Below are 25,577 nucleotides of genomic sequence, written 5' to 3' on the forward strand. Positions count from 1 at the left end.
ATCATGACATAGTAAAAAGATACAATATCCAGGAAACGAGGTAGGACATGAAATCGGGCTATCACGATATCTACACCCGCTATCGCGACAACATCACGCGCGGCGTGCTGAAGCCCGGCGACAAAGTGCCTGCCATCCGCGTGCTGGCCGAGGAGCTGAAAGTGGCGCGCAAAACCGTCGAAACGGCTTACGCGATCCTGATCGGAGAGGGCTATCTGGTGAGCGAGGGGGCGCGCGGGACGCGGGTGAATCCTGATTTAACCCTCCCGGCGAAACAACCGGCTCCCGCTGAGCAGGCCACCGGCACGCTGCCGGAATCGCTCATCAGCCAGCGCGAGCGCGCCGGTTTCCTGCGTCCTGGTATTCCGGCGCTGGACAGTTTTCCCTATAAAAAGTGGCTGCTGCTGGCAGGCCAGGCGACGCGATCGATGCGTCAGGAAGAGATGCTGAACCCGCCGGTCATGGGCTGGTATCCCCTGCGCCAGGCGATTGCCAGCTACCTGAACATTTCGCGCGGATTGTCCTGCACGGCAGAACAGGTGCTGATCACCAGCGGGTACAGCGGCAGCCTACGGCTGATCCTCGATACGCTGGCAAGTCGCAGCGATAAAGTGGTGTTCGAAGATCCGGGCTATTTTATGGGGCAGCAGCTGTTAAAGCGGATCGTCCCGCGCCTGCACACGGTGCCCGTGGATCGCGCCGGGATGGACACGGAGTATCTTCTGCGCCACCACCGCGACGCCCGTTTTGCCATCGTCACCCCTTCACATCAAAGCCCGCTGGCGGTAACGCTTTCCCTGCCGCGCAAACAGCAGTTGCTCGACTGGGCAACGCATAACGAGGCGTGGATCATCGAGGACGACTACGATGGCGAGTTTCACTACACCCGCAAAGTGCTGCCGTCGTTGAAAAGCCTCGATCGTCACGACCGGGTGATCTTTATGGGCACGTTCAGCAAAACCGTGATGCCCTCCCTGCGCATGGGCTATCTGGTGATGCCCGCCAGCACCGTCGAGGCCTTTACCGACTGCGCGGATATTGTTGCCAGCGGCCAGCCGGTGCTGACGCAAAAAATTCTCACCACCTTTCTTAACGATGGCCACTTTTTTCGCCATTTGAAAAAGATGCGCACACTCTACCAGCAGCGTCGCGACTGGATGATCGCCGCGCTGCATGAGGTGTATGGCGAGCGGTTTTTCACAGAGCAAAACGATGGAGGAATGCATATCGTGGCATTCCTGAGCGCAGGCAGTTGCGACCGCGAGATCGCCCGCTGCTGGCAGGCGCAGCAGCTGCAGGTCAATGCGCTTTCAGAGTGGTATCGCGGTTCCGGTAAACGCTACGGGCTGGTGATGGGCTATAACAACGTGCGCAGCTATGACGAGGCACTGGAACTGCTGCGACGCCCGCAGGCCGAGACCCTGCGCCTGCTGGAGTAGCCAGTATCGGACCCGATAAATTTCGTAGGTGTGCGTGGCAGAACATCTCTTTATACTCTGCGGGCTTATTTCGTCGGATTCCGACATTTTTCTAAGGACAAGAAAATGAAGTCAATTTTAGGATTTGATTATCTGTTAACGCCGCGCGTGCTGGTCTTTTTCTACTGGATCGCCATGGTGCTGATTCTGATCGGCGGTGTGTATTCCATGTTCACCGAGCATCTGTTTACCGGTTTTATCGGCATGATTTTCAGCCTGATCGGCTGTCGCGTGATGTTCGAGCTGATTATGGTGGCGTTTAAAAATAACGAATACCTGCGCCGCATCGCGGAGAACACCAGCAAAACCACCGCAGAGTAATCTTCAGGCATTTATCTGCTCCCCCGCAGATAAATGCCCTGCCATTCAGATATTGCATGCATCATTTCGCGTTAATCCAACATCCTTCAGCTGTTCGTCGCTCATGCCCTGCAACACACGTCGCGTCTGCTGGCGGCGACGCCATTTAATAAACGCCTGCCAGATAAAAACGAAGCCAATAAAAGGTCTGTTTGGGCGGTTTTCGTTGAATTCCATGATGTTCTCCTCACGCTGTTTGAGGCTCTATCATCGTCGGAAACCGGCTTTACAATACAGATTCAAAAACAACTTTTCTTTAACATACAGATCCGCTAAAAATGAATCTGCATGGCGATTTTCGCCCTTATCTGTACTGGTTTAACCATCTGTATGGTCCCATTCGAGGATACAGCATGACGCGCTACCAACATCTGGCCAATCTTCTGGCGCAACGCATTGAACAGGGGCTGTATCGCAGCGGCGAGCGGTTGCCGTCGGTGCGTGCCCTTAGCCAGGAGCATGGCGTCAGCATCAGCACCATTCAGCAGGCCTATCAGATCCTCGAAAATCTTCAGCTGATTACCCCCCAGCCCCGTTCAGGCTATTTTGTCTCGCAGAAAAAAGCCCTGCCGCCCGTTCCGGCGATGACCCGCCCGGTGCAGCGCCCGGTGGACGTCACCCAGTGGGATGAAGTGATGATGCTGCTCGATGCGCGCGGCGATCGCGAGATGGTCTCCTTTGGCGGCGGCTCGCCGGATCTGACCCAGCCGAGCCTGAAACCCCTGTGGCGAGAGATGAGCCGCATCGCGCAGCACAATCCGGCGGAAATGCTGAGCTATGACGTGCTGGAGGGGCGTAAAGAGCTGCGTGAGCAGATCGCGCGCCTGATGCTCGACGGCGGATCGACCGTCGCGGCAGACGAGATCGTCATCACCAACGGCTGTCACGGTGCGCTCTCTCTGGCGCTGCTCTCCGTGTGTAAGCCGGGGGATATTGTGGCGGTAGAGTCGCCGTCGTTTCACGGCACCATGCAGATGCTGCGCGGGTTTGATATTAAAGCCATTGAGATCCCAACGGATCCTGAAACCGGGATCAGCATTGAAGCGCTGGAACTGGCGCTGGAGCAGTGGCCGATCAAAGCGGTGATCCTGGTACCAAACTGTAATAACCCGCTCGGCTTTATCATGCCAGAATCGCGCAAACGGCAGGTTCTGGCGCTGGCCCAGCGACACGATATTGTGATCGTCGAAGATGATATTTACGGCGAGCTGGCGGCGGAATACCCGCGCCCGCGCACCATTCACTCTTTCGATATCGACGGGCGCGTGCTGCTGTGCAGTTCGTTTACCAAAACCGTCGCCCCTGGGCTGCGCGTCGGCTGGATTGTGCCAGGTCGCTATTACGACCGGGTGATGCACATGAAATACGCGGCGGGCGGGTTTAACGTTCCCGCCACGCAGATGGCGGTGGCGGCGTTTATCCGCGACGGGCATTACCACCGGCATGTGCGGCGTATGCGTCAGATTTATCAGCAGAATATGGAGCGTTACACCTGCTGGGTGCGGCAATACTTCCCGGCTGAGATTTGCGTGACGCGCCCGCAGGGAAGTTTTTTGCTGTGGGTGGAATTACCGGAGCAGGTGGATATGGTGTGCGTCAGTAAGCAACTGTGCGCGCTGAAGATTCAGGCTGCGGCGGGATCGCTGTTTTCCGCATCGGGGAAATATCGCAACTGTCTGCGGATTAACGTCGCGTTGCCGCCCAACGAGAGAAATCGTGAGGCGCTGAAGAAAATGGGCGAGGCGATCTATATCGCCATGGAGGAGTAGTGTTGCCGGAGGGTGGCAACACTCTCCATGAGCCTCACATCAGAACTTCCAGGACACGCTGCCGACGATACTGCGCTCTGCGCCGAAGTAGCAGTAAGAGAGCGAGTTACATGCCGCCACGTAGCTTTCGTCCGTCAGGTTGTTCACGTTAAGCTGCGCGCTCAACCCCTTCACACCCAGTTTCGACAGATCGTAGCCCACCGCCACGTCCACCAGCGTATAGGACGGCAGCGTGTGCGTGTTCTGGCGATCGCTCGTTACACCGTTCACGTAACGCACGCCGGAACCGAGCGTCAGGCCGTCAAACGGACCGGTTTTGACGTCGTAGCTCAGCCAGGTGCTGGCCATATTGCGCGGGGCGTAGACGGCGCGTTTGCCCTCCTCTTCCGGGCTGCTCTTCTTATAGCGAATGTCCGTGTAGGTATAGGCCGCCTGCACGCGCAGGCTGTCGGTGAGCTGGCCGATAGCTTCCAGCTCCACGCCTTCCGATTCGATCTCCCCGATAGAGCGGTACGGATCTGTCGGCTCCTCTTTGGTAGCGATGTTTTTCTGGTTAATGCGGAACACCGACGCGCTGAACTGGCTGTTCATCCCCTCCGGCTCCACCTTCACGCCCGCTTCCCACTGCTTGCCCTTCATCGGGTCCAGGATCTGGCCGTTCTCATCGGCAAAGCTGGTCGGCGTAAAGGCCGTGGAGTAGCTGATGTACGGTGCAATGCCGTTATCGAACAGGTACAGCAGCGCCGCACGGCTGCTGAAGTTGTTCTTATCCAGATCGCTGCGGCTGCTGTTGAGCTTGTCGATATTGGAGACGCTCACCTGGTCGTAACGCCCGCCCAGCGTCAGTCGCCAGCGGTCGATGGACATCTGATCCTGCAGGTAGTAGCCCGTCTGGCGCAGCTTGTGCTTCTCTTTGCTGTACATCGTGATGTAATCCGGCTTCGCGCCGTACACTGGATGGAAGGCGTTAATCGGCGGGAAACCGCCGTAGTAGCCGGTGGTATTGTTGCTGCGATCCTGATAATCCAGACCGATCAGCACGCGGTGGTTCACCGCCCAGGTATCGAAGCTGCCGTCCACCTGGTTATCCAGCGTGATCGCGTTCATCTTCTCGTCGGAACCGGAGTAGCCGCGATTCAGATCCGTTTCGTTCAGCCATCCTGCGGCATAGACCTGATTCAGCTCGACTTTAGTATGCAGATAGCGCAGCTTCTGGCGCACCGACCAGCCGCTATCAAACATATGTTCGATGTTGTAGCCGACCATGTTCTCGCGGCGGTCATATTTGTCGTAATCGTCTTCGCCTTCAAAGAAGGTATTGGAAATCTTCTTGCCGTCGTGGGGAACCACGGTGCCTTCGTACGGCAGGCCAGAGTGGCTCCCGCCTTCCGGATCGCGATGCAGATAGGCCATCAGATCGAGACGCGTGTTGTCGGTGATACGCCAGGTGAGGCTCGGCATCAGCGCGTTGCGCTCTTCCTTCAGCGGGCCAAACTGCGAATCGGCGTAGCGGGTCATCCCGCTCAGACGTGCGGCCACGCGGTCGTTATCGTCCAGAGGCCCGGTGACGTCGAACATCGCCCCGCGCTGATCGTTATTCCCGGCGAAGAGTTTGATCTCACCGCCCGCATCAAATGAGGGTTTGCGCGAGGTCAGCGCCACAATACCGCCCGGCGAGGAGCGCCCGTACAGCACGGATGCCGGGCCACGCACCACTTCGATATTTTCCAGGAACCAGGGATCGACGACCAGCGAGCTGTGGGAGTTGGTGTCCCCCATCATTTTCAGGCCGTCGAGATAGACGTTATCCAGGCTGCCGTCGGAGAAGCCGCGCAGCACGATGTAATCAAAGCGGTTCGACGCACCAATCTGGTTGCTGTAGACGCCAGGCGTATAGCTCACCGCCTGGCGCACGCTGGTCGCGCCCTGCTCTTCGAACTGCTCGCGCGTCACGATCGACACCGACTGCGGGGTTTCGATATCCGGCGTTTCGAGTTTGGTGGCACCACTCTGCATTTGCGAAGTGACAACGACGGTTTCGGTTTTCGGCGTATCCTGCGCCAGCAAAGGGAACGCAACGCTGCCGGTCACCCATCCCACCAGCAGTGCCAGCCGTGATTTAGCGAACATGAAAGTCTCCAAAGGTATTTCTAATTGTTAATAAGAATTATTACCTTTTTGAGATCGCAAACAGCTATGCGCGACGCCAGGTGACGTATGCGAAATGACAAATCGTATGCGGGAGATTCGCGCGATGGCGAAAAGTGAGTTAGCCGTGTCGGCGCAGATCGCCGGGGGAGATACCGTATCGACGGCGAAACGCAGTGGCGAAATTGGTCGCGTGCTGATAGCCGGACATCCACGCGGCCTGCTGCACGCTGTGCCCTTCCAGCAGATAGCGGCGTGCCAGCTCCAGACGGCAGTCGCGCAGGTAATCAAACACCGTTTTGCCATAGGCGTGGCGGAACTTCGTCCGCAGGCTGCCAGAGCTCATCGCCGCCTGCGTCGCCAGCTGTGCGAGGGTGTACTCCTGTTCCGGCGACTGTTCCAGCATGCGCCGGATACGTTCCAGGCGGGCATGTTCCCCGCTCGGCGGCAAAGCACTGCGTCCTGTTTGCGGCTGGCACTGGTTCAGACCGTGGCCGAGCAACTGGTACATCAGCCCTTCGAGCAACAGCGTGCGCGCCACGGCGCTCAGCCCCTTCTGCTGCGCATGCTGAATGCCGATCAATACAAATCCAGGCACCGGCCAGACGAACGTTGGCGCATCCAGACGCTGCCATTCCTGAAGCAGCGTTTCCAGTAAGCTCTGGCGATCGGCATTATTCGGATAGACGCCAAAGGAGAGGGTTTTCAGGGTGCAGTCCGCATCGTGACGGGCGCTCATCGCCTGCTGTTCGCTCAGCTGCGAGCTAAAGGCCATCCCCGGCAGCACCTGATATTCCTGGCCGTTCAGCGTTAGCGTGACGCAACCTTCCAGCACCACCAGCATATAAAGCGGGCTGCTGTGGCGGGAGGTGGTTTCGTAGGGCTGAAGCACGCGCACGTCGGAATGCGTCAGGGAAATACCGGAGGAGAGGGTCATCTCTTCGACATCACCGTGCAAAACGGGGCTGTCCCAGGCGTTATCTGCCAGATGCGGAAATCGATAATCAATACCGTAGCGCTCGCCAAAGCCAATAAAATCCTCAACGCAGAACAGGCGTTTGGTTGAGCTATCAGGCTGTGCGGCAAGATTCATGATGGCGTATGCGTGGGCGGATGACACACGAACATTAACACTGCAGCGGCGCAAAGGCTACGCCGCCGCAGGTTCATCGTTCGGATTACTCTTCGAAGTACCAGTAACCCTGGTTAATCAGATCCGTCAGTTCCGCGATAAACGCCGGGTTTTGCAGCGCGTCGCCGAGTTCGTCCTGGCCAAACTCGGTGTAACGGCACAGCACGTCGGCCGCTTTCGCATCCACCGTTTCGAGCAGTTCGCTGTTAATAAAGAAACTGCCGCCCACGTTCAGCACGCGCAGACCGCTCAGGCGGGAGAGCGTTTCGCCACCCTGCAGAGCATCCAGCACCTCTTCGGGTTCATAAGCCGGTTCCGCCGCGGCGATATCCAGCTCGTGACGCGGAGTGCTGACAAAGCTGCCGAACCATTTTTTGAAATCTTCCGGCTGGCTGATCATCTCGATCATCATGTTGCGCAGACGATCAAGTTCGTACTGCTCTACGCGGCCAGGGTGTTCGCGACAGGTCAGATCCGGATCGCTGTAGTGCTCGCCGCCCAGATCGTTTTCCAGCGCGTAGTCGGCAAAGCTGCTGATCAGATCACGACCGTTAGGCCCACGGAAGCCCACGGAATAATTCAGCGCCGTTTCGTGGGTAAAGCCGTCGTGCGGGAATCCAGGCGGAATGTAGAGAATATCGCCCGGCTCCAGATCTTCGTCGATAATCGGCGTAAAGGGATCGACGTGCAGCAGCGCCGGATGCGGGCAGAACTGACGCATCGGCAGCTTGTCGCCCACGCGCCAGCGGCGGCTGCCCATCCCCTGAATAATAAACACATCATACTGATCGATGTGCGGGCCAACGCCACCGCCAGGCACGGAGTAGGAGATCATCAGATCGTCCAGACGCCAGTCTGGCAGCACGCGGAACGGGCGTACCAGCTCTGCGGACGGCATGTGCCAGTGGTTCACCGCCTGCGCCAGCAGCGACCAGCCGTTTTCACCCAGTCCGTCAAAATGCTCGAAAGGACCGTTGCTCGCCTGCCACTCACCGTTGAAATGGCTGACCAGACGGCTGTCGACTTCTGGCTCCATCGCCAGGCCCGCGAGTTCATCAGGCGTGATCGGATCGACAAAATTCGGGAAGGCATTTTTCAGCACAACGGGTTGTTTTTGCCAGTATTTTTCAAGAAATTCCGGCCAGTTGAGATTCAGTTGATACGCCATGGAAAGCACCAGTGAGAAGGGAAACAGGTCCGATTATGAGAGACGAGCCGTGAGGCTGCTTTGTCGTGGGTCAATTGGCCGCCAAATCCCTCCCCTTAAGCCGTTCGCATGACACACCGTGACAGTTTCAGCCTTTAAGGTTATCGCCCGATCCCTGGCGACTTATATCGTTAATGACTATGAGCGCGCTGTTACGAGGCCTGATATGAGCCATTACACTGAACTTCCTGTTTCAGGAACGGTTAGCACCACGATGGGCGTTTTCATACGCAGGGAAAATCCGTCGGTTTTTTCGCCCGTTGCGAATGCGCTACCTGCCGGGAGTCGCGTGACGGTTCAGGGGGCGGTGGTGGGAGATGCGGTGGAAGGCAATGCACACTGGTATCGGGTGGGCGAGGATACCTTTATCTGGGCCGGGGCTTGTACACGGCTGGAGCCGTATCCGGAATTTCCGGAGGTCATAAGACCCAACTGGACAGCGATTATTTTACATGAACGTTAGCGCCCGAAACCGGGCGCTAACAGGAACACTTAATCCAGTTTCAGTTCATCATACTGGGTGATGATTTTGCCCACGACGCCGTAATCCAGCGCCTCGGCAGGAGACATCCAGAAGTTACGGTCGGTGTCTTTCTTCACTTTTTCCAGCGGCTGGCCGGTCGCATCGGCGATCAGCTTGTTCACGCGGTCCAGCATGCGGATGATTTCACGCGCTTCGATTTCAATATCCGTTGCCTGACCACGCACGCCGCCCAGCGGCTGATGGATCATGAAACGGGTATTCGGCAGTGCATAGCGGTGCTCTTTTTTCGCCGCCAGGAAAATAGTGATCCCGGCGCTCGCCACCCAGCCGGTCCCGATCACGTGCACGTCCGGGCGGATAAACTTGATAAAATCGTGAATGGTATCGCCCGCTTCCACGTGGCCGCCCTGGCTGTTGATGTACAGCTTGATCGGATCGTTGCTCACGCTTTGCAGCAGGATCAGTTGGGTGATCACTTTCTCGGCCAGCGCCTGATCAATTTCACCGGAGATAATGATCGAGCGAGACTCGAGCAGTTTTTGCTGAAGCGCGCCCGCGCCGTTTTTCCCTTCTGATTTTTCTGTGTTGTCGCGATCTTTCTGTGTGAAGTGCATTGTTATTATCCTCGGCTTTTAGCGCTCAAAGTGAGAGTGTAGCCTGTTTTGCCTGGCAAAGTCGTCAGGCGCACACAATGCGAACATCCTGAGTCGCGAACGCGTTAAGAACGTCCTGGTTCATACTCGCTTCAACCACCAGCACGTCGATATCACCGGTTTTGGCGACCACGAAGCGCGCGACGCCGGGGATCTTGTCGGTGGTCAGCGCCACGATGGTCTGATTGCTTTGGGCAATCACCGTTTTCTTGAACTCGCAGTCGGCAAAATCAAAGCCGGTCAGCCCCATTTCTGGGTCCATTGCGCAGCCGCCGATAAAAGCCTGATCGAAGATAATCCCCTGGATCTGGCTGGCCGCCGTCGCCCCAACTGCGCCGCCGGAGGCGCGCTGAATCTGCCCGCCGGTCATGATCACCTCACACAGCGGGTGGCGCAGCAGCTCCGCCGCGATCGCCGGCGAATTGGTCACGATAGTCACCTTAAGATCGGCAGGCAGCGCTTTCGCCAGGGCCAGATTGGTTGTGCCGGTATCCATAAAAATGCAGCTGCCGGGTTTGATAAAGGTTGCCGCTTTCTGCGCGATCATGTCTTTTTTTGCAGGATTTTTTTGCTCGCGGCTAAGGAAGTTTCCCGCATCCGGCAGCTGAAGCACCGCGCCACCGTAGACCTTTTTGCATAAGCCCTCTTTGCTAAGCTCATGTAAATCACGGCGAATTGTGTGCTCAGACACCTTCATCTGGGTGGCTAACTCCGTGCAGACCACCCGGCCCTTCTCCTGAAGGATCTTGCGGATCAGGTCTTGTCGTTGTTCCGGAAAAGCAGCATAATCGAGCATGAAGAGTCCTGTTAAAATCCAAATCGAGCATCAATGCGCATAATGTTGCATGACGCTCACCCTGTCAATAATGCAACCTGGAAGGGAGCGTGATGATAAAACGCAGCAAGCCGTCTCACCCGCTTGTGGCTACTCAGCCTTACGACGGATTCTGGTTCCAGCCCGTCAGCCACACTGAGCGATCGCAGCAAAAAGTGCAGCGGGAAGAGTTGCCCGCCCGGTTTCAGGAACATCACCCAACAACGCGCAGCAAACAACGAGGCTTAATATGAAAATTGCACATGTCGCCCTCTGGACCCGCAACCTGTCCGCGCAGGTTCAGTTCTGGGAAACGGTTTTCGGGGGTCGCAGCAACGAGATTTACATCAGCAAAAACCGCCCCGGCTTTGCGTCGCACTTTATTACGCTCACCGACGGCCCGACGATTGAGCTGATGACGGTCCCAGAGCTGGCCGATGCGCCCGACCACCTGGAATTTGTCGGCTGGGCGCATATCGCCCTCGACGTCGGCAGCAAAGCGAATGTGGATCGTATGGCGGAACAGGCGCGGCAGAACAGTACCCTGCTCAGCGCACCGCGCATGACAGGCGATGGATTTTACGAAGCGGTGATCGCCGATCCCGACGGCAACAGAATTGAGCTGGTGGGGGAGTAATTTCTGCCGTTCCCAGTAAGCTGAAAACGCGTGGCATTCAGAGATACAGGAGAGGATTCATCCGCTACACTGATTTCCTCTCCCTTACCGAGGATCGCCCTCATGGAACTGACCGCAGTCAGCGCCCTTCACTTCAGCGTGACGGAACTTACTCGCATTCTGGAGCGCTGTTTTCAGGACTATTTCGTCCCGTTTTCGCTCACGCCCGAGGCTTTTGCCCTGCGTTTTGCCGCAGAGGGGATGAGCATGGAAGACTCCTGCGTCTGGCTGCAGAACGGTGAGCCGGTGGCAATCGCCATTATCGCCCGACGTGACGCTCTCGCCCGTCTCGCGGCGTTTGCTATCGTTCCGCCACTTCGCGGGAAAGGGCTGGCCCGCACGATGCTCGCACCGCTGTTCGCCACGTTGAAAACCAAAGACGTAGCGCGTTTTTATCTGGAAGTGATCGCCGAGAACCACGCCGGGATTGCGCTGTACCGATCGCTCGGTTTCCGGGATTCACAGGGGCTGTACGGCTTTAAAGCCATCGCGACGGAGCGTGCACCGGGCGCAAAACTGCACACTACCACGCTGGATGCGCTCTACCGTGCGCTCTTTTCTGCGCCACGGGAGACCACGCCCTGGCAGCTCGATCCGCTGGCGCTGCGCTCGTTACCCTGCAAGGTGTTAACCACCGGAGGTGCATGGGCGGCCATCACGACTCACGGCCCTGCGCCGCAGTTGCGCTATCTGTTTGTGGAACCGGCATCGCGGCACAAGGGAGAGGCGCTGCGCCTGTTGCAAACACTGAGCGAGCAGTATCCAGCAATCAGCACCCCGGTCGCAGTGCCGGAGCGTTTTGCGCGGCTGTTTTTGGCGGCAGGCTACGCGCAGATGGACATTTCGCAGCGTGAGATGGTCTGCGATCACGTCAGTGAATAAAACTGCATCCCGGCATAGGGCTTTTCCCGACACGCCGCCAGTCGCGCGGCGAGATCGCCCACATGCAGTTCCAGCTTATGCCCGTCTGGATCGAGAAAATAGAACGACGCCCCTTCGCTTTTATTGCTTTTCCAGACGGTGACGCCCGCCTGCTCAAGCCTGTGTGAAAACGACTCAAAATCTGCCGGTGCGACGCTGAACGCATAGTGGGTGTAGTCGCTTTCGTTGGGCGGAACATAGTCGCGGGTCTCGTCAAACGACAGGCACAGCCAGAGATCGCCGCAGGTAAGATACGCGCCGGTGTCCCACTGCGCATGCAGTGACAAACCCAGCAGATCGCGCCAGAACGCCACGCTGGTTTGCAGATTGCTGACGGCCAGCGTGAGGTGGTTGAGTGATTGCAGCATACGATCCCCTGTTGTGTTTCGCTCAGAACATGATACGGTAATTCGATGAACAGAAAACACCTCCCCGCTTTACATCACACCCAGTGGTGGCTGCCTTCTTAACGGCGGCCCGGAAATGTTTTCCCTCTTTTCAGATAGCCGCCGAAAGGCGGCTATTGCATTTCAGAGACGTCTTTCGGCTTTTAAACCTTAAGGAGTCTTTCATGAACCCTAAAACCACTATTCTCACCGGCGACCGTCCGACTGGCCCTTTGCATCTCGGCCACTATGTCGGATCGCTGCGCCAGCGTGTTGCGTTGCAGCACGACTATCAACAGTTTGTGCTGGTCGCCGACCTGCAGGGCCTGACGGATAACGGCAGTAACCCGCAAAAAATACGCGATAACATCCCCGAAGTGCTGGCCGATTATCTGGCCGCAGGTATCGACCCCGACCTCACCACCCTCTGCCTGCAATCCGCCCTTCCGGCGCTTGCCGAGCTGACGATGCTGTATATGAACATCGTCACCGTGGCGCGCGTGGAGCGTAATCCGACGGTGAAAAATGAGATCGCGCAGAAAGGGTTTGCCCGCTCGCTGCCCGCCGGTTTCCTGGTGTATCCCATCAGCCAGGCGGCGGACATTACCGCGTTTAAAGCCGAAGTGGTGCCCGTCGGCGATGACCAGTTGCCGATGATCGAACAAACCAACGAAATCGTACACAAGATGAATAGCCTGCTGCCCGCCCCGGTGCTGCGCCACTGCAAAGCGATGCTGAGCGAAACCAGCCGCCTGCCGGGCGTCGACGGTAACGCCAAAATGTCGAAATCCCTCGGCAACACGCTGCACCTTTCGGCCAGCGAAGAGACCATCCACCGCGCCGTCAGCGCCATGTATACGGACCCGCACCATTTGAAAGTGAGCGATCCGGGCCAGATTGAGGGCAACGTGGTGTTCACCTGGCTGGATGCGTTTCACGCGGATAAACCCAAAGTCGCAGCGATGAAAGCCCACTATCAGCAAGGCGGGCTGGGCGATCGGACCTGTAAAAACGAGCTGGAAGCGTGCCTGCAGGAGCTGATCGCGCCGATGCGCGAGCGGCGGGCGACCTACATTCAGGACAAAAGCCAGCTGATGGAGATACTGAAAAAAGGCAGCGAACGCGCCGATGAAGTCACGCAGGCGACCTTAAAAGAGGTAAAACGGGGGCTGGGCGTACCGGTGTTCTGAAAGTGTATTGACGCCTGGCGAGCAGGCGTCAACGTCGGTTAGTTGACTGACACCGGGCGATCCAGACGCTCGTCGCCCTGATTCTCCTGCGTCGTCGCATGACGCCGCTCCGCCAGCAGACGGCAAATCTCAGCGTGTTTCTCTTCGGTAAAGGTGAAGCGCGACATGCAGCCCAGACGGATCAGCGAGCCAATGGCCGGAAGCAGGCAGATGCCGAAGAACAACCCGGTAAGCACGCCGTCGCTCTGAGTTTGCGCCTGCGGCACGTAGCCGATCATCGTCAGGAACACGCCGATTAAGCCCCCACCCACGGCCACCGACATCTTGCCGGTAAAGGTCTGCCCGGAGAAGGTGATCGCCGCGCAGCGTTTATGGGTGTGGTACTCGGCGTATTCGATGGTGTCGGCGATCATCGACGAGGTGAGGATGTTGCTCATCATCACGAACAACGTGCTCAGGCCGAGCAGCAAGAACAGCAGCGCCGTGTGCTGATAGCCCGCGAACCACATTACCGCGCGCACGGCGATATCCAGCCCGCAGAGGATCATAAACAGTTTTCGTTTCTGCATTTTGCGCGTCAGCATTGGCGCAATCAAACACACCATCGCCGCCACGATCCCCATCACACCAATCGCCATCTGCAGGCTGCCGTCGCCCAGATTGTAGATAAAGAAGTAGATGTAAATCCCGTTGGCGACGTTGTGGAATACGCAGAAAAAGAACGACAGCAGGATGATAAACAGCGGCTTGTTCTGGCGCAGATTGTGGAAGGTATCTCGCATCGTCACCTTCTCGGTGCTCGGTGGCACGCGCTCTTTAATCTGCATAAACCCGTTCAGCATCAGCGGCAGGCCGAACAGCATCATCACCAGCGCCGCCATAAAATAGCCTTTGTCGTTGCTGTACTGGGCGAAAAACGCCGCCAGTTTCGGGAAGAAGATATTCGCGCAGGCAATACCGGCGTTAACCCCGAGCATGGCCGCCGTGACCGCGCGGGTGCGCTGGCCGGAGTCATTAGTCATCACCGATGACATGGACCAGAACGGGATATCGGAGATGGCGTACAGCGTCCCCCAAAGAATGTACGTCACCCCGGCGTAGAGGATTTTGGTGGTCATGTCCGCTTCGATTTTATAGAACGAGAGCAGCGTGACGCCGGTAATCAGCATCGGTGCGATGAGTAAAAAATGCCTGAACTTACCGAAACGACTGTTAATGGTGTCCATAAAACTGGCGAACAGCGGATCGTGAACCGCATCCCAGACGCGGGCAATCAGGAAGATCGAGCTTGCCGCCAGCGCCGAGATCCCCAGCACGTCGGTGTAAAAATAGTTAATAAATGAACCCACTAAACCAAAACTAAAACACTGACCTAAACCATAGCCAAAATAGGACCACAACTCGCGAGACGGTATTTTCATTGTCGTTGCCATAGTGCGTACCTTGTTGTCCGGCGGCGTACCGCCGGATCGTTATTGTTATGCCTGCGGCTGCGGGGCGATTTGGCGGAGCTTGCGCATCAGGGCGATTTCACTGCGCGAGAAGGGGATGCCGTTCTCTTCAAGGACGTCGTGGAACCACAGGCGGCAGTAGTCGGTGGCGCCAGTCATGATCACCGGCCACGGCAGCCAGGTCTGGGTTTTGCCGCGCACCAGGCCCCACTGATAGGGCGCAACTTTCGCGGTGTACATCAGCGGAAGCTGCTCTTCGATGGTGCTGCCGACGTGACGCGCCAGCCATTCGGTGCAAAACAGGGGGCGGCCAAGCTCCTGTAATTGCTGAATAATCGCCGTCATACGCCCGGTATTGGTGTAGGCGTGATAACTCACGACATCCGACAGGCCCAGCGCGGTTTGATCGAGCGGATGCTGGAAAAACGTCTCCCCTGCCTCTTCCGGCGGCACGCGCCAGGCGCAGACCGTCAGGGGTTGCTCAGGATCTTCTTCCCGCGCCCACTGGAACGCCAGTTTCATTAATTCATGCGCGTAGGTTTCCAGTTTTTCGTCATAGAGCACTTCCACGGTGCCCGTCGCAAAAATACCGCGGTTGCCCGGTTCGTTATAGAGATCCCAGAGCAGAACGCGCTTATCATCGCGGAACTGGCGGATAACGTCGCGGATATAGCGCTCTATTTGCGGCCAGCAGTCGCGATCGCATACTTTATCGCGCCCTGGGCTTGCCGCCGCCTGGCTGTTGTGTTTACCCGGCACCGGTGGCTTTTGCGGGCCGAGATACGGCTCGTCACCCGAAAACCCGCAGTCGTCCATCAGCGTCAGCATGGTGCTGAACCCGTGGCGGTCAGCCAGCGTCAGAAAGTGCTCAATGCGCGCCAGTAGCCCGTCGCGATCGTGCTCCCAGACGATAAACGGCAGATTTATGCGCAGGGTGTTGTAGCCCGCATCCGCCGCCCAGCCCAGCTCGCGGTCGATGGTTTCGGCATCGAACGTCTCCTGCTGCCAGATATCGGTCCAGTTCACCGCTGTCGACGGCAGATAGTTAAACCCGCACAGCCACCCTTTTTGCTGATACCACGCCTGCGCCTGTTCCTTGCTCCACTGCTGTTTCATCGTCGCCTCACTTGCTGATAATATTTAGCTAATAAATATTAGTTGCGTTATAAATGAGCAAACAGGCGCGTTCAGAAAAGCGACAGCAATCACAAAGTTCAGGCTTGAGCACGTAAGAAACGTGATCGACCGCGCTTTCGCCTGACCGATGACAAAGCCGTGAGGTATGATGCTGTTTCTGAAGGGGGAGCGGACGGATGAAGCGGAAAAACAAAATCACGATGAACGATATTGCGCGGGCGGCGGGGGTGTCGCAGGCGACGGTATCGCTGGTGCTTAACCAGTCCCGCAACATCAAACTCAGCGACGAGACGCGCCAGCGGGTGATCGGCGTGGCCGCAGAGCTGGGCTACGATCGCCTGCCCGCCATTCACACGCCGCGCAACCAGGAAGAGGTGGCGCTGCTGGTCAGCTCCCTGCAAAGTTACGATCCGTTTATCGACGCCATCAGCCAGGCGCGGGATGCGGCCTGGCGCAACGAGACGCTGCTGACCGTGTACGATTACGGCGACGACGTGGAGTTGGCCCTGAACATCATTCGCCAGCTGGAGAAGCGCAACTGCGTGGGAATTATTCTCGCCTCCCCCGTCACCACGCTGGTGGACATGACCGATTTCCAGGACTGCACCCAGCTCCCGCTGGTGTTGCTGAATCAGCGCGATCCCGGCTCACCGCTGCTGCCATCGTTCATTCCCGACGACTACGCCAACGCCTTCCAGGTGACGCGTCATCTGATTGCCCAGGGGGCAACACGCATAGCGCACATCACCGGCGAGAGCTGGATGGAAGCCACCCGCCAGCGTCAAGCGGGTTACCAGGCCGCCCTCGAACAGGCCGGGCTGGCGTACGACGAGAGCCTGGTTCGCCCGACCAACTGGCAGTTCAGTGAGTCCTACACGGCCACCGAGTCCCTGCTGCAACTCCCTACCCGCCCGGATGCGATCTTTTGCGCCAGCGACTGGTTGGCGATCGGCTGCTATCAGGCGCTGGCCGTGAACCACGTGAAGATCCCGCAGGATATGCTGCTGGCGGGCTACGACGATCAGAAGATTTCCGAACAGCTCACCCCGCCGCTGACCAGTATTCAACTGCCGTACAGCGAGCTGGGACGACTGGCGGTGGAGTATTTGTGCAATCAGGAAGATGCAGCGACGCATGTGACGCTGGCGGGCAGGCTGAAGGTGCGCGCCTCAAGCCTCGTCTGAGGTAAACACCATGCCCGCATAGGATTTCTCACCGAACGCCACAAGTGATGTTAATCGTAAAGCCACTTGCTGGTTAACGCGGTGAAAGAGAAGGTAAAGCACGATTGATTTTTACTTAAAACGGACATGGGATGACATGCCCGTATAGTTTTATTGCTTAGAGGATTACGTGAGGTGGAAAGTCAGACATTATTTCAACATCGCCTGCCCAACTCCTCGCTTCCCAACCGGTATATCGCCAGTATCATTCAACGCCCCCGGAAATGCCCTCAACCACTGCGCGACTTTCTGTTTATTGATATTCACCACACTCATACCTTCCAGGCATCCCCATAATTCTCTTGTATGCTGCGGCGTAATCACAATGCAGTCTTTCATGGCGCGTATTTTCACCGGCATGCCGTTGATAAAGCCCGCGCGGGTTAACCATTCACCGCCCAGCAGAAGATATTTCATGTCTATGCGCGCATAAAGTTCGCAACAGGCGGCACTGTCCTGCGGCGTTTCCGCGCGGGGATGGACGGGCGCCGCGTTGGGCGGGTTGCCGTGAAGACGGCGGGCGCTGTTTTTGCGTACCAGCTCGCGGTTTTCAATCATGCCGGTGAAAGCGTCTGATTCTGTTTTGCAAACAGTAAACTCTGGCTTAAAATTCGTCGCAGCCATTTTCAACTCCGTATTAGTTGGTTGTGGTTAGCGGTATGGGGGTGTTGCAGCACCTTCATATCGCGAATTCCTCGTTAAATATTCTTTGAGATTCCTTTGCCGTTCGGCGTAATTTCTGGTGACCATTATACAGGGCTGAATATAAATACAGCGGTTTTAGGTGGGGTAAATTTGAAATTTGCGAGGGGGATTCAGGAAAAGGGTTGGGTCAGGGAAATTACGCAGCGAGGACTATCAGAATATAAGTTGAGCGCCCGCATGGACCTAAGAGCAACCATTCGCCGATCTGCGGGCTGGCAATGAGTCGTTTTATTATCAAGTTCGGTGAACGACTGAGCGATAACTTTTAATACGATGGCAGTTACACAGAATTACGGACAGGCTTCTTTGAGAGGATAAGCGTTAATAAAGAGGAGGCACTCAATGCCTCCTTTCTATTTGTTACGCTCTTACGTTCCAATCGTCCGTATACTGGACATTACCATCAACATAACGCCTGGTGATTTTGTCATACATCATGGAAACAGATTCCATGTGGTTGATCTGCGAGTTTCCTGCCATTTTAGCGTTTGGCATCCCTGGGTTAATGCCCGTCACTTTCACGCCCTCAATGGTCATGACGAAGTAGCACTCTTCTTGTCCTGCATGGTTAATGCGATACCAGCGAATTTCCGCACTTTTCAACGTTTGACCGGTGGCAACGGCTTTGTATAGATACGGGCTGGAGCTATCAAACTCCTTTTCAATCATCATCGGAGAATGTGAACGCTTGCCAGTAATCTTCCCGTTGGCACTGTCTACTGGAATGTTCAGACCATGACTAAAGCCAACAATCTCTATACTCCCCTCACGATCCTGAACGTCTACAGCTCCTTTAATGTCTGCGCCGCCATCGTCCTTAAGCCACATGTAAGCCGGAATAGGCATTTTACAAACTCCTTTTAGTTGTGATTTTCTTCGTGATGAACCAGTAGCAAACAATCGTTAAGAGCAACTGAAAGCCCACAATCGCCGCCATTGTGAAATTTGAATACGTTTGATCTGGGAATAAAGTCTGATAAGGCAGCAAGCGAAACAACGCCCAAAACAGGAAGGTAAACCCGAAGATTTTAGCTAACCGTCGCAATGTGGAACTGATCCACTCTCTGGGGATGCCTGCTGGACTAACTTTGTGTGTCGCGCCACTGTACGCCGTGGTAATAGCGCTCATGACAGGTACGCTGATTAATATATTGATTAAGACGCTAAAATAGTCGTCTAACGATTCCCAAACTTCTAAATCAGGTTCACCCAAAATGAAGCGGGTAAACTTGTCGGCGCTCTGGAAATCGAAAAGCCCCGTAATAGAATTAACTAATCCATCATACGGAACCATTTCAGCGACGATCAGCATAACAACAGCGAACAGCACTATCTTGATGAATAAACTAAGGGCATGTTTTGCCATTGGAGATCACCTCAATCGTCCCGTATGCCTGTAGCTTCCTCATGCAAGGAACATCTATTCTTTGGCTTCTCAGCAGAGCATTACGCAACATGGCAAAATCAGAATCATGTGGGAGAGTGATACAACCTTCTGAGAGTACGCCTGGATGCAAACGGAAATTGCCACGCTTAACGTTCTCAATCCATGCGTAATCGTCGATCTCCCAATCATCACGCCATAATGCGAACCATTCAGAATGTTTGAATGTTGCACCATTGGCGAAGTGATTATAAATGTCTCTTCCCCCTGCGTTTAGCTGTGACTTGAGTCCACCTTGAGGGCGGTCAACAATCCAGTATTTACCCGCTGGTACTGGCCCCTCTTTGGGGATCATTCCACATGCCCCACGATTACGGTAAGCACCATTACCAGAGAAAGCTAAAAACGTGCCTATACCAGGAAACGATAACGGTGAGTAGTACGCATCATTAATTACGAACTTTCCATGTAGAGCCATAGATAACCCTTTTATCTATAATGAGTTATTGGCTTATCGTAATCCTACGCAATCGGACGTAAGAAGGTTTTCTTCCGAGAGACCTCTGATTTTCAGACAATAGCCCGTTGGTGGTAAGACAACGTGTAAGGCCGTTAGGCGGTAACATCAGAGGTGTGTCAGGAAGCTAGGTTTATCAAGTTAACCATGTACCCTCAGGGGCGAGACCGAACCGCTAGCAATGTGACCTGCTCCCTGATGTTAGTAATGTCTTCATAAGCCACATGAGGACATCCCCATGAAGAGGCGTTTTTCCGACTGGCGTAATTACTGCTGCCTATTATACAGAATTGAATATAAATACAGCGGTTTTGCGATAGGTAAAATTGGCAGATACGAGGGGGATACTGGTAAATCGCTGGCTTGAAAATCAGTTTTATATCCCTCATCCAGAAATCTATACATTCGCTAAATTGCCTTAAACGACAAATCCGTCGCCTCCAGCCCTTTTTCTCAGATCCCACAAAAATTCATCAAACCTATAGATTAACGATTTACATCACCCTGATTTTGTTATGTGATTCTGTTACGGGCTTTAGTAACGCCTTGCCCAGCCAACCGTAACAGGACTTCATCGATGGAATTTTATCAGGCCGATCCGACGCTTGAGAACTACTGGCGTGGTGTGATCCTCTTTGGAAGGAACGTCGCATCTTACAAATTTGCGCTGGCGTCGGCATTGTATGAAGTGGATAAGACGGGCAGCGATTTGATTACGCTCGACCAGCTTGCCGTGCCGTTCAGCCGCTATCTTTGCGAGCACCTGAAGCATGCGCCAAAACAGATCACCTCCCGCAGCAGTCAATTTCTGGAAACCTGCCTGAAGTTCAACAGAGGTGAAATCACCCACGCTCAGCTCATTGAAGCGACGGTGCGCCTTGGCTTTAACAACGTGATTGATGCCTTTCATTACGTGAACCAGGGCGAGATCGATAAACGTTTTTTCCTTGATGAGCGCAAAACCCACAACGGGATCCGCCTGACGGATAACTTCTTTTTACTTGGCGAACGCCTGCAGTATAAAAACCTCGCCTTTGAAACCAATGCCCGCTGGAACCTGGTGGAACAGGCCTGGTCGATGGGGATATCACGTAACCTTGTGGGCGTGGAGTTCGACGAAGATAATCAGCTGTTGTTCACGAGGTTGAACGCGCGTCGCGTAGACATCACCAGCTGTCGCGACAGTCTGAATGGATACCAGAAAGGACGGTGTTTTTACTGCTTTAAACCCATCAGCCTGGTTCCGGGAGACACAGAACTGGCGGACGTCGACCACTTTATTCCCTGGGCCGCCCGCCATGAAGTGAGCAATATTAACGGCGTATGGAACTTAGTGCTGGCCTGTCGATGTTGTAACCGTGGCGTTGAAGGCAAGTCGGCACGCATTCCCGACCTCAGGCTCCTGCAGCGGTTACACACCCGCAATGAATATTTTATTCAGAGCAAACTGCCGTTACATGAGACGATTGTTCTACAGACAGGGCAACGTCCTGAAGCACGGAAAAGCTTTCTTCAGCGTAACTGGCAGGCCGCGCTGGACAAACTTTTCCATACCTGGAAACCCCACGCGGAAGGCGAGGCAACGTTTTAATGACACTTCACTACTATCAGAACTACGCACAGGAATTCTTCGATGGCACGGTCAATGTCGATATGACCCCGCTATACGAGGCCTTCACCCAACATCTGACACACGGTGCCCGGGTTCTGGATGCAGGCTGCGGTTCAGGCCGGGACGCAAAAGCCTTTCATGAGATGGGTTATCAGGTGGATGCTTTTGATGCCTCTTCCGCAATGGTGGAGCTGGCAAAGCAACATACTGGGTTACCCGTGCAGTTGATGACATTTTCAGAGATCGACGGTAAAGCGCAGTACGATGGGATCTGGTGTTGTGCCTCTTTGTTGCATGTCCCCTCTTCTGAGTTGCCTGCCGTGATGCAGAAGCTTGCGGATGCGCTTAAGCCTGGCGGCGTCTGGTACGTGTCCTTTAAGTATGGCAACGGTGAGCGCGTGCAGGGTGAAAGACGGTTTACAGATCTAAACGAAATGGAATTGCGGAGATTACTTAATTGTATGAGTGAAATAGATATTTTTTCGTTATGGATTACGAAAGATAATCGGCCAGACCGAGATGAAATTTGGTTTAATGGAATTCTGAAAAAGAAAATAGAGCGACAAGAGACCTGATCATGAGAATGATAAAAATTGAAGGGCTTCTGTTACAGAGCCCTTCGAAAAAGATTAATTATGATTTTGCACAAGAACAGAACATGCTAATTTTTGAGGGATCCATACTGCTACGACTGGTACGTCACTAATCATTCTTTGATTATCCATTTTTAAGTCAATGTAATGAATCTGCACACTTACTCTTTGAGGATCTTTTATCATTGCATCTCCAGGATAAATTTCGCCACGGCGTGAAGACTCAACGGGATAAGCCCCTTGGAACAAATATGAATTTATTTTTCGAATTCTTCGTTCATTAGGGCTCATCCTATAAACAATACAACTCTCAGTAATATCATTTTCTATTGCTTTTGCTAAATGTAATAACATTGCAGTGTTTGTTTGAGAATCGTTACTCCCAGTCACTCGCAGTTTAATAAGCAAATTTTCATATAAATCTTTTAAAAGAACGTTATCACAAACTAAATGCTTCTGGGTCTCAGTGCGTTCATTATGCCCCACATCCGAAACAAAAGATAAATGACTCAAAAACTCTGCTGTAGTCTCCCTATTATCACTAACTATGTTATTCGAGGGAAACATTAATTTTGGCATAATCCATTTATCAGAAAATTTTGTATGCATGTAATCAAATTCGAGAACGCTATCCCTACAAGGTTTTAAATCCAAATCTAAAAGAAAAGCCCTTTTCCATGAGTTTAATGGTTTATTTTCCAACTCTACAATCTTCAGCTGTTTTCTAATATCTTCTTCGTGTGTGACATAATTTCTAAATGCTTCAAGTGTGCTTTGTTCTAAATAAACCCTGCAGAAACCTAAATAATTTTTCTTGTAACCAAAAAATCTTGCTCTTTGTTGGATAGTATCAGCATTTCCAACACCGACACCCCTCGGCATGTATGTTACAGTCAACCCTTCAACTGTAAATCCTCTATCAACTGCGATCCCCCCCACCAAAATCCATCCATAATTATGCTGCCAATCAATTGCTGGAGTTTTGTTTTTTCTGGAGTTTACTTCAACAATTTGAGTATTTTTAAAAGCAATACCGAAGGAATTAGCCACCTGTTCAAAGGGCGGTAAACATGTTGTTTCTTTCAAGTGGTTATAGGATTTTCTAAATTCGTTTAAAAGATCTATTTTATCTAAATCGCTATCTGGTAATTCTAAACAGGTTTGCCATTCATCAAATATACTCCGTACCCATCCATAAAATTCTTTATGCTGGGCTGTTAAATGCGATGGATGGACAAGCATAGAACGATTACCTGTATTACCCGACTCCTTAATGCCTACAGCTACTCCCAACATAAATATACGCAGGGCATCAAGTAGAGATGATGGAGGATAAGTTAAGGGATTATCTTTAGTTGGAACTTCATTTGAAGGAATAAGTTTTATATACGAAGAGTTTCTATCAAAAAAATCTCGACCACCAATATAAGCATCACCTGGTTCTAATACTTTTACAAAATTTGGTGATAAAGAATCTATAATATTAATTAATAACGGAGCTTGAGGAGTTGCGGTGTATTGTAAATAAGTATGATTCGGTAGAGAGTTTCTAAGCCTTATCAAACAACTATATGTTGCGCTTTCCTCACCTTGTGATGCTTCAGTATTTAAACTTACTTGATCTGCCTCATCATCAATGATCAGGACTGATGTACCATTTAGATCTAATGCTTCAAAAATTTCAGCTAATTTTTTTATTCGTGTATGATTTTTCAAGACCGTAATAAGAATAGTTTTCTTATAAATTGCATCGGTTGATGAGTCCTTAGATATGGAAAGTGTATTCCGAATCATCTGTCCATCAGAATCTAAAGATGTCGGATTTTCCAGTTGTACCCACCTACGGCCTCTATTTACATCATTTAAACCTAAGTCTTTTTTTAATCTATTAGAAGATTGTGCAAGTAACGGATTTGACGTACCAGCTATAACTATTACTATATGAAATCCATTATCCCTTGCAAGCGCTGCAACAGTTTCAAACGACATTGTTTTTCCACTTTGCACATAACCAACCACCAGTCCAGTTTCAAAACCATTTTCTACTTGAGGCGGAACCCCACGTGACAGAATCGAAATAGCATCTTCTAATAATTTATTTTTTGCTTCTTCTGGCATCGCGCTCTGTCCGAGAAAGTCTCCTGTTTCTTCACCCGACTTTGGCGCCCAATTTATCCCATTACTATTGAATGTAATTTTAGTTTCTAAGCTCATTTATATTCACCTTTTAGAAAATACATTACGTAATATCTCATTTACATTTCTACGAATAGTACCAGCTTTGCTAACGCCACAATCTCTAGCTAAAACTTCTGCTATGGCCAATGCTGCTCCTAAACGAAATACAGCTTCTGATACATCTCCATCTTTCTGCGCAAATTGGATCATCAAGGGGTGAGACATAGACATGCGAATATGTAATCGCCTGATTTCATCGCCTATCCTCCCTGTGTCACTTAATGCCAACCACTCACTACTGGAAAACTCATTAGATATTTCAATACATACTGACCATTTCTGATCTCGGAATGCAATGTCAAAAATCTTATTCATTATTTGAGATTTACATACAACAGTCTCAACTGGAGCATCAACTAAATCAGAATCGAGTATATTAGGTATTGACAACGGCAATCCTATCCTCATTTCTTCAACTGAACTAGACACTGCTTTTTCAATGATAGAAAATAATTTACTATTATTACCTCTAACTCTATATCCTTCAGCTTGACGCAACAAAGGCAAATCATCACTATCTAATTTATCTCTTAGGATTTGGAGAAAAGCTTGCTCGAACTCACCCCACCTAAAACCATCTTTAGTATGGCTGACATCTATACCATCAATGTGGAACTCACCGAACAATCGCTGAAATCTATAACTATTTGAATTTCCAAAAATATAAGAGGGACGATAATTTTCATCAGCACTTCCTTGTATAACTCGTCCTCTTCTAAAAAGTGAAAATCCCGCTTCACTAGTATTACCCACGGCCCTAATCGCAGCAAAACCATTAACTTTAAAATTCTCACCGAAAGTAAAACTAATATTTTTTCGCCACTCAAGAGATGTTTCATCAGTACTTTTAAAATAGGGCGCATTAAGTATTTTAGGATCTTTAAAAGTTAATTCTTCACCATTAACCTTTAATATCAAAACCTTATCCCTAATAAATTTTCTATATATACTTTCTAGATGTTTTTTAATTTTAAAGATAGTACGCTTAACAGGTGTATGAAAAACATCATTCAAAATAATTTCTGTGAAATGTTGTTCATTAAGTCCTGACGCCTCTTCTATAACAATTTCATAGGCATCATCTGCAATCATATTATCAATATCAAAATATATTGTTCTTATTATAGGTTCACCTAAAACAGATGTGCGCACTTCCCATTTTGGTGAAAACCAGCAGGCGGCGCTTTTCATTCCCATACCAAACTCAGATAATCCTGTGTTATCTGGAGGTATGGATGCTGGCTTGAAAGCTCGAGGAAAATCCTCTATTGAAATACCAAAAGCATTATCTTTAATTGATATTCTTGCAGGCTGAGTTGCATCAATTTGAATATCTACAGTGAGCGTCTTTAGTACATTTTTTCGAGGGTTCGCTAAAAAACTTTGCAAAGCATTATCTACGAACTCTCCGATGGCAAACCAAGGTTTATAATTGAGATGTCGCAAAACTGCCAATATACTAATCCCTGGCCGCACATCTACTTTCGAAAGTGCCATAA

General features: G+C 52.5%; 25 protein-coding genes. 10 read left to right on the plus strand and 15 right to left on the minus strand.

The genetic code is table 11. The features are described from left to right. Positions 1-47 precede the first annotated feature (47 nt). A complete protein-coding gene (locus DAI21_RS01520; RefSeq protein WP_107702327.1) occupies positions 48-1,439 on the plus strand; it encodes a PLP-dependent aminotransferase family protein in 1,392 nt (463 codons plus the stop codon). 105 nt (positions 1,440-1,544) lie between these two features. Then, the gene (locus DAI21_RS01525; RefSeq protein WP_102104517.1) at positions 1,545-1,799 is read left to right on the plus strand and encodes a DUF4282 domain-containing protein; all 255 of its coding nucleotides are present in this window, start codon (positions 1,545-1,547) and stop codon (positions 1,797-1,799) included. Positions 1,800-1,844: 45 nt separating this feature from the next. On the opposite strand, the gene DAI21_RS01530 is transcribed toward DAI21_RS01525, so the two are convergent. Beyond that, the gene (locus DAI21_RS01530; protein ID WP_100777782.1) at positions 1,845-2,015 is read right to left on the minus strand and encodes a DUF1127 domain-containing protein; all 171 of its coding nucleotides are present in this window, start codon (positions 2,013-2,015) and stop codon (positions 1,845-1,847) included. A 176-nt stretch (positions 2,016-2,191) separates the two neighbouring features. On the opposite strand from DAI21_RS01530, the gene DAI21_RS01535 reads away from it, so the two are divergent. Next, on the plus strand, positions 2,192-3,607 hold the full coding sequence (locus DAI21_RS01535) for a PLP-dependent aminotransferase family protein (RefSeq protein WP_107702328.1): 1,416 nt from the start codon (positions 2,192-2,194) through the stop codon (positions 3,605-3,607). A 39-nt stretch (positions 3,608-3,646) separates the two neighbouring features. Here DAI21_RS01535 and foxA read toward each other — a convergent pair whose 3' ends face one another. The 3 genes from foxA to DAI21_RS01550 all read right to left on the minus strand — a co-directional run bounded on the left by foxA (position 3,647) and on the right by DAI21_RS01550 (position 8,055). After that, positions 3,647-5,755 carry a ferrioxamine B receptor FoxA gene (foxA, locus tag DAI21_RS01540; RefSeq protein WP_107702329.1) on the minus strand — a complete coding sequence of 703 codons (2,109 nt, stop codon included), beginning with the start codon at positions 5,753-5,755 and terminating at the stop codon, positions 3,647-3,649. Between the two features lie 121 nt (positions 5,756-5,876). Further along, a complete protein-coding gene (locus DAI21_RS01545; RefSeq protein ID WP_107702330.1) occupies positions 5,877-6,848 on the minus strand; it encodes an AraC family transcriptional regulator in 972 nt (323 codons plus the stop codon). An 85-nt stretch (positions 6,849-6,933) separates the two neighbouring features. Next, positions 6,934-8,055 carry a cupin domain-containing protein gene (locus tag DAI21_RS01550; RefSeq protein ID WP_107702331.1) on the minus strand — a complete coding sequence of 374 codons (1,122 nt, stop codon included), beginning with the start codon at positions 8,053-8,055 and terminating at the stop codon, positions 6,934-6,936. 205 nt (positions 8,056-8,260) lie between these two features. Between DAI21_RS01550 and DAI21_RS01555 the strand changes: the two genes are divergently transcribed. Beyond that, positions 8,261-8,557 carry a hypothetical protein gene (locus DAI21_RS01555; protein WP_102104644.1) on the plus strand — a complete coding sequence of 99 codons (297 nt, stop codon included), beginning with the start codon at positions 8,261-8,263 and terminating at the stop codon, positions 8,555-8,557. Between the two features lie 29 nt (positions 8,558-8,586). On the opposite strand, the gene DAI21_RS01560 is transcribed toward DAI21_RS01555, so the two are convergent. Both DAI21_RS01560 and DAI21_RS01565 read right to left on the minus strand, forming a co-directional pair. Further along, positions 8,587-9,192, minus strand: coding sequence for an ATP-dependent Clp protease proteolytic subunit (locus DAI21_RS01560; RefSeq protein ID WP_102104512.1), 606 nt, complete (start codon positions 9,190-9,192; stop codon positions 8,587-8,589). Between the two features lie 64 nt (positions 9,193-9,256). Continuing rightward, positions 9,257-10,027 carry a DeoR/GlpR family DNA-binding transcription regulator gene (locus DAI21_RS01565; RefSeq protein WP_107702332.1) on the minus strand — a complete coding sequence of 257 codons (771 nt, stop codon included), beginning with the start codon at positions 10,025-10,027 and terminating at the stop codon, positions 9,257-9,259. A 268-nt stretch (positions 10,028-10,295) separates the two neighbouring features. Here DAI21_RS01565 and DAI21_RS01570 point away from each other — a divergent pair, with 268 nt between their 5' ends. Together DAI21_RS01570 and DAI21_RS01575 are read left to right on the plus strand one after the other, a co-directional pair. Beyond that, positions 10,296-10,682, plus strand: a complete 387-nt coding sequence (locus tag DAI21_RS01570) for a VOC family protein (protein ID WP_102104510.1) — start codon at positions 10,296-10,298, stop codon at positions 10,680-10,682. Between the two features lie 102 nt (positions 10,683-10,784). Then, a complete protein-coding gene (locus DAI21_RS01575; protein WP_107702333.1) occupies positions 10,785-11,603 on the plus strand; it encodes a GNAT family N-acetyltransferase in 819 nt (272 codons plus the stop codon). On the opposite strand, the gene DAI21_RS01580 is transcribed toward DAI21_RS01575, so the two are convergent. Beyond that, on the minus strand, positions 11,588-12,010 hold the full coding sequence (locus DAI21_RS01580) for a FosA family fosfomycin resistance glutathione transferase (protein ID WP_107702334.1): 423 nt from the start codon (positions 12,008-12,010) through the stop codon (positions 11,588-11,590). The genes DAI21_RS01575 and DAI21_RS01580 overlap by 16 nt on opposite strands. Positions 12,011-12,213: 203 nt before the next feature. Between DAI21_RS01580 and trpS the strand changes: the two genes are divergently transcribed. Next, a complete protein-coding gene (trpS, locus tag DAI21_RS01585) occupies positions 12,214-13,218 on the plus strand; it encodes a tryptophan--tRNA ligase (protein ID WP_107702335.1) in 1,005 nt (334 codons plus the stop codon). A gap of 38 nt (positions 13,219-13,256) precedes the next feature. Here trpS and DAI21_RS01590 read toward each other — a convergent pair whose 3' ends face one another. Next, the gene (locus DAI21_RS01590) at positions 13,257-14,651 is read right to left on the minus strand and encodes an MFS transporter (protein WP_107702336.1); all 1,395 of its coding nucleotides are present in this window, start codon (positions 14,649-14,651) and stop codon (positions 13,257-13,259) included. A 45-nt stretch (positions 14,652-14,696) separates the two neighbouring features. Beyond that, positions 14,697-15,785, minus strand: coding sequence for a cellulase family glycosylhydrolase (locus DAI21_RS01595; protein WP_107702337.1), 1,089 nt, complete (start codon positions 15,783-15,785; stop codon positions 14,697-14,699). A 197-nt stretch (positions 15,786-15,982) separates the two neighbouring features. Here DAI21_RS01595 and DAI21_RS01600 point away from each other — a divergent pair, with 197 nt between their 5' ends. Then, positions 15,983-16,990, plus strand: coding sequence for a LacI family DNA-binding transcriptional regulator (locus tag DAI21_RS01600; protein WP_107702338.1), 1,008 nt, complete (start codon positions 15,983-15,985; stop codon positions 16,988-16,990). A 189-nt stretch (positions 16,991-17,179) separates the two neighbouring features. On the opposite strand, the gene DAI21_RS01605 is transcribed toward DAI21_RS01600, so the two are convergent. From DAI21_RS01605 to DAI21_RS01620, 4 genes are all read right to left on the minus strand, one after another. Continuing rightward, positions 17,180-17,653: a SymE family type I addiction module toxin gene (locus DAI21_RS01605; protein ID WP_107702339.1), complete on the minus strand. Its 474-nt coding sequence runs from the start codon at positions 17,651-17,653 to the stop codon at positions 17,180-17,182. Between the two features lie 441 nt (positions 17,654-18,094). After that, a complete protein-coding gene (locus DAI21_RS01610; RefSeq protein ID WP_107702340.1) occupies positions 18,095-18,580 on the minus strand; it encodes a type VI secretion system tube protein TssD in 486 nt (161 codons plus the stop codon). 1 nt (position 18,581) lies between these two features. Further along, positions 18,582-19,100, minus strand: coding sequence for a hypothetical protein (locus DAI21_RS01615; protein ID WP_107702341.1), 519 nt, complete (start codon positions 19,098-19,100; stop codon positions 18,582-18,584). After that, positions 19,081-19,596: a DUF2778 domain-containing protein gene (locus DAI21_RS01620; protein WP_107702342.1), complete on the minus strand. Its 516-nt coding sequence runs from the start codon at positions 19,594-19,596 to the stop codon at positions 19,081-19,083. The genes DAI21_RS01615 and DAI21_RS01620 overlap by 20 nt, the downstream gene beginning before the upstream one ends. Positions 19,597-20,212: 616 nt before the next feature. Between DAI21_RS01620 and DAI21_RS01625 the strand changes: the two genes are divergently transcribed. Together DAI21_RS01625 and DAI21_RS01630 are read left to right on the plus strand one after the other, a co-directional pair. Then, positions 20,213-21,226 carry an HNH endonuclease domain-containing protein gene (locus DAI21_RS01625; RefSeq protein WP_107702343.1) on the plus strand — a complete coding sequence of 338 codons (1,014 nt, stop codon included), beginning with the start codon at positions 20,213-20,215 and terminating at the stop codon, positions 21,224-21,226. After that, complete coding sequence (locus DAI21_RS01630; protein ID WP_107702344.1) at positions 21,226-21,822, plus strand: bifunctional 2-polyprenyl-6-hydroxyphenol methylase/3-demethylubiquinol 3-O-methyltransferase UbiG; 597 nt, start codon at positions 21,226-21,228, stop codon at positions 21,820-21,822. The genes DAI21_RS01625 and DAI21_RS01630 overlap by 1 nt, the downstream gene beginning before the upstream one ends. Before the next feature lie 54 nt (positions 21,823-21,876). Here the strand turns inward: DAI21_RS01630 and DAI21_RS01635 are convergent, their stop codons facing one another. Both DAI21_RS01635 and DAI21_RS01640 read right to left on the minus strand, forming a co-directional pair. Then, positions 21,877-24,054, minus strand: coding sequence for a Z1 domain-containing protein (locus tag DAI21_RS01635; protein WP_107702345.1), 2,178 nt, complete (start codon positions 24,052-24,054; stop codon positions 21,877-21,879). A gap of 6 nt (positions 24,055-24,060) precedes the next feature. Then, positions 24,061-25,575, minus strand: a complete 1,515-nt coding sequence (locus tag DAI21_RS01640; RefSeq protein ID WP_107702346.1) for an ATP-binding protein — start codon at positions 25,573-25,575, stop codon at positions 24,061-24,063. Between the last annotated feature and the right edge of the window lie 2 nt (positions 25,576-25,577).

Origin of the sequence: Lelliottia sp. WB101 (assembly GCF_003051885.1) — a bacterium.
Classification (GTDB): Bacteria; Pseudomonadota; Gammaproteobacteria; order Enterobacterales; family Enterobacteriaceae; genus Enterobacter; species Enterobacter nimipressuralis.

Bases quoted from the DNA above. Each gene is read 5' to 3' on its own strand.
- DAI21_RS01520 (WP_107702327.1), top strand. From the start codon at position 48: ATGAAATCGGGCTATCACGATATCTACACCCGCTATCGCGACAACATC.
- DAI21_RS01525 (WP_102104517.1), top strand. From the start codon at position 1,545: ATGAAGTCAATTTTAGGATTTGATTATCTGTTAACGCCGCGCGTGCTG.
- DAI21_RS01530 (WP_100777782.1), bottom strand. From the start codon at position 2,015: ATGGAATTCAACGAAAACCGCCCAAACAGACCTTTTATTGGCTTCGTT.
- DAI21_RS01535 (WP_107702328.1), top strand. From the start codon at position 2,192: ATGACGCGCTACCAACATCTGGCCAATCTTCTGGCGCAACGCATTGAA.
- DAI21_RS01545 (WP_107702330.1), bottom strand. From the start codon at position 6,848: ATGAATCTTGCCGCACAGCCTGATAGCTCAACCAAACGCCTGTTCTGC.
- DAI21_RS01550 (WP_107702331.1), bottom strand. From the start codon at position 8,055: ATGGCGTATCAACTGAATCTCAACTGGCCGGAATTTCTTGAAAAATAC.
- DAI21_RS01555 (WP_102104644.1), top strand. From the start codon at position 8,261: ATGAGCCATTACACTGAACTTCCTGTTTCAGGAACGGTTAGCACCACG.
- DAI21_RS01560 (WP_102104512.1), bottom strand. From the start codon at position 9,192: ATGCACTTCACACAGAAAGATCGCGACAACACAGAAAAATCAGAAGGG.
- DAI21_RS01565 (WP_107702332.1), bottom strand. From the start codon at position 10,027: ATGCTCGATTATGCTGCTTTTCCGGAACAACGACAAGACCTGATCCGC.
- DAI21_RS01570 (WP_102104510.1), top strand. From the start codon at position 10,296: ATGAAAATTGCACATGTCGCCCTCTGGACCCGCAACCTGTCCGCGCAG.
- DAI21_RS01575 (WP_107702333.1), top strand. From the start codon at position 10,785: ATGGAACTGACCGCAGTCAGCGCCCTTCACTTCAGCGTGACGGAACTT.
- DAI21_RS01580 (WP_107702334.1), bottom strand. From the start codon at position 12,010: ATGCTGCAATCACTCAACCACCTCACGCTGGCCGTCAGCAATCTGCAA.
- trpS (WP_107702335.1), top strand. From the start codon at position 12,214: ATGAACCCTAAAACCACTATTCTCACCGGCGACCGTCCGACTGGCCCT.
- DAI21_RS01590 (WP_107702336.1), bottom strand. From the start codon at position 14,651: ATGGCAACGACAATGAAAATACCGTCTCGCGAGTTGTGGTCCTATTTT.
- DAI21_RS01595 (WP_107702337.1), bottom strand. From the start codon at position 15,785: ATGAAACAGCAGTGGAGCAAGGAACAGGCGCAGGCGTGGTATCAGCAA.
- DAI21_RS01600 (WP_107702338.1), top strand. From the start codon at position 15,983: ATGAAGCGGAAAAACAAAATCACGATGAACGATATTGCGCGGGCGGCG.
- DAI21_RS01605 (WP_107702339.1), bottom strand. From the start codon at position 17,653: ATGGCTGCGACGAATTTTAAGCCAGAGTTTACTGTTTGCAAAACAGAA.
- DAI21_RS01610 (WP_107702340.1), bottom strand. From the start codon at position 18,580: ATGCCTATTCCGGCTTACATGTGGCTTAAGGACGATGGCGGCGCAGAC.
- DAI21_RS01615 (WP_107702341.1), bottom strand. From the start codon at position 19,100: ATGGCAAAACATGCCCTTAGTTTATTCATCAAGATAGTGCTGTTCGCT.
- DAI21_RS01620 (WP_107702342.1), bottom strand. From the start codon at position 19,596: ATGGCTCTACATGGAAAGTTCGTAATTAATGATGCGTACTACTCACCG.
- DAI21_RS01625 (WP_107702343.1), top strand. From the start codon at position 20,213: ATGGAATTTTATCAGGCCGATCCGACGCTTGAGAACTACTGGCGTGGT.
- DAI21_RS01630 (WP_107702344.1), top strand. From the start codon at position 21,226: ATGACACTTCACTACTATCAGAACTACGCACAGGAATTCTTCGATGGC.
- DAI21_RS01635 (WP_107702345.1), bottom strand. From the start codon at position 24,054: ATGAGCTTAGAAACTAAAATTACATTCAATAGTAATGGGATAAATTGG.
- DAI21_RS01640 (WP_107702346.1), bottom strand. From the start codon at position 25,575: ATGGCACTTTCGAAAGTAGATGTGCGGCCAGGGATTAGTATATTGGCA.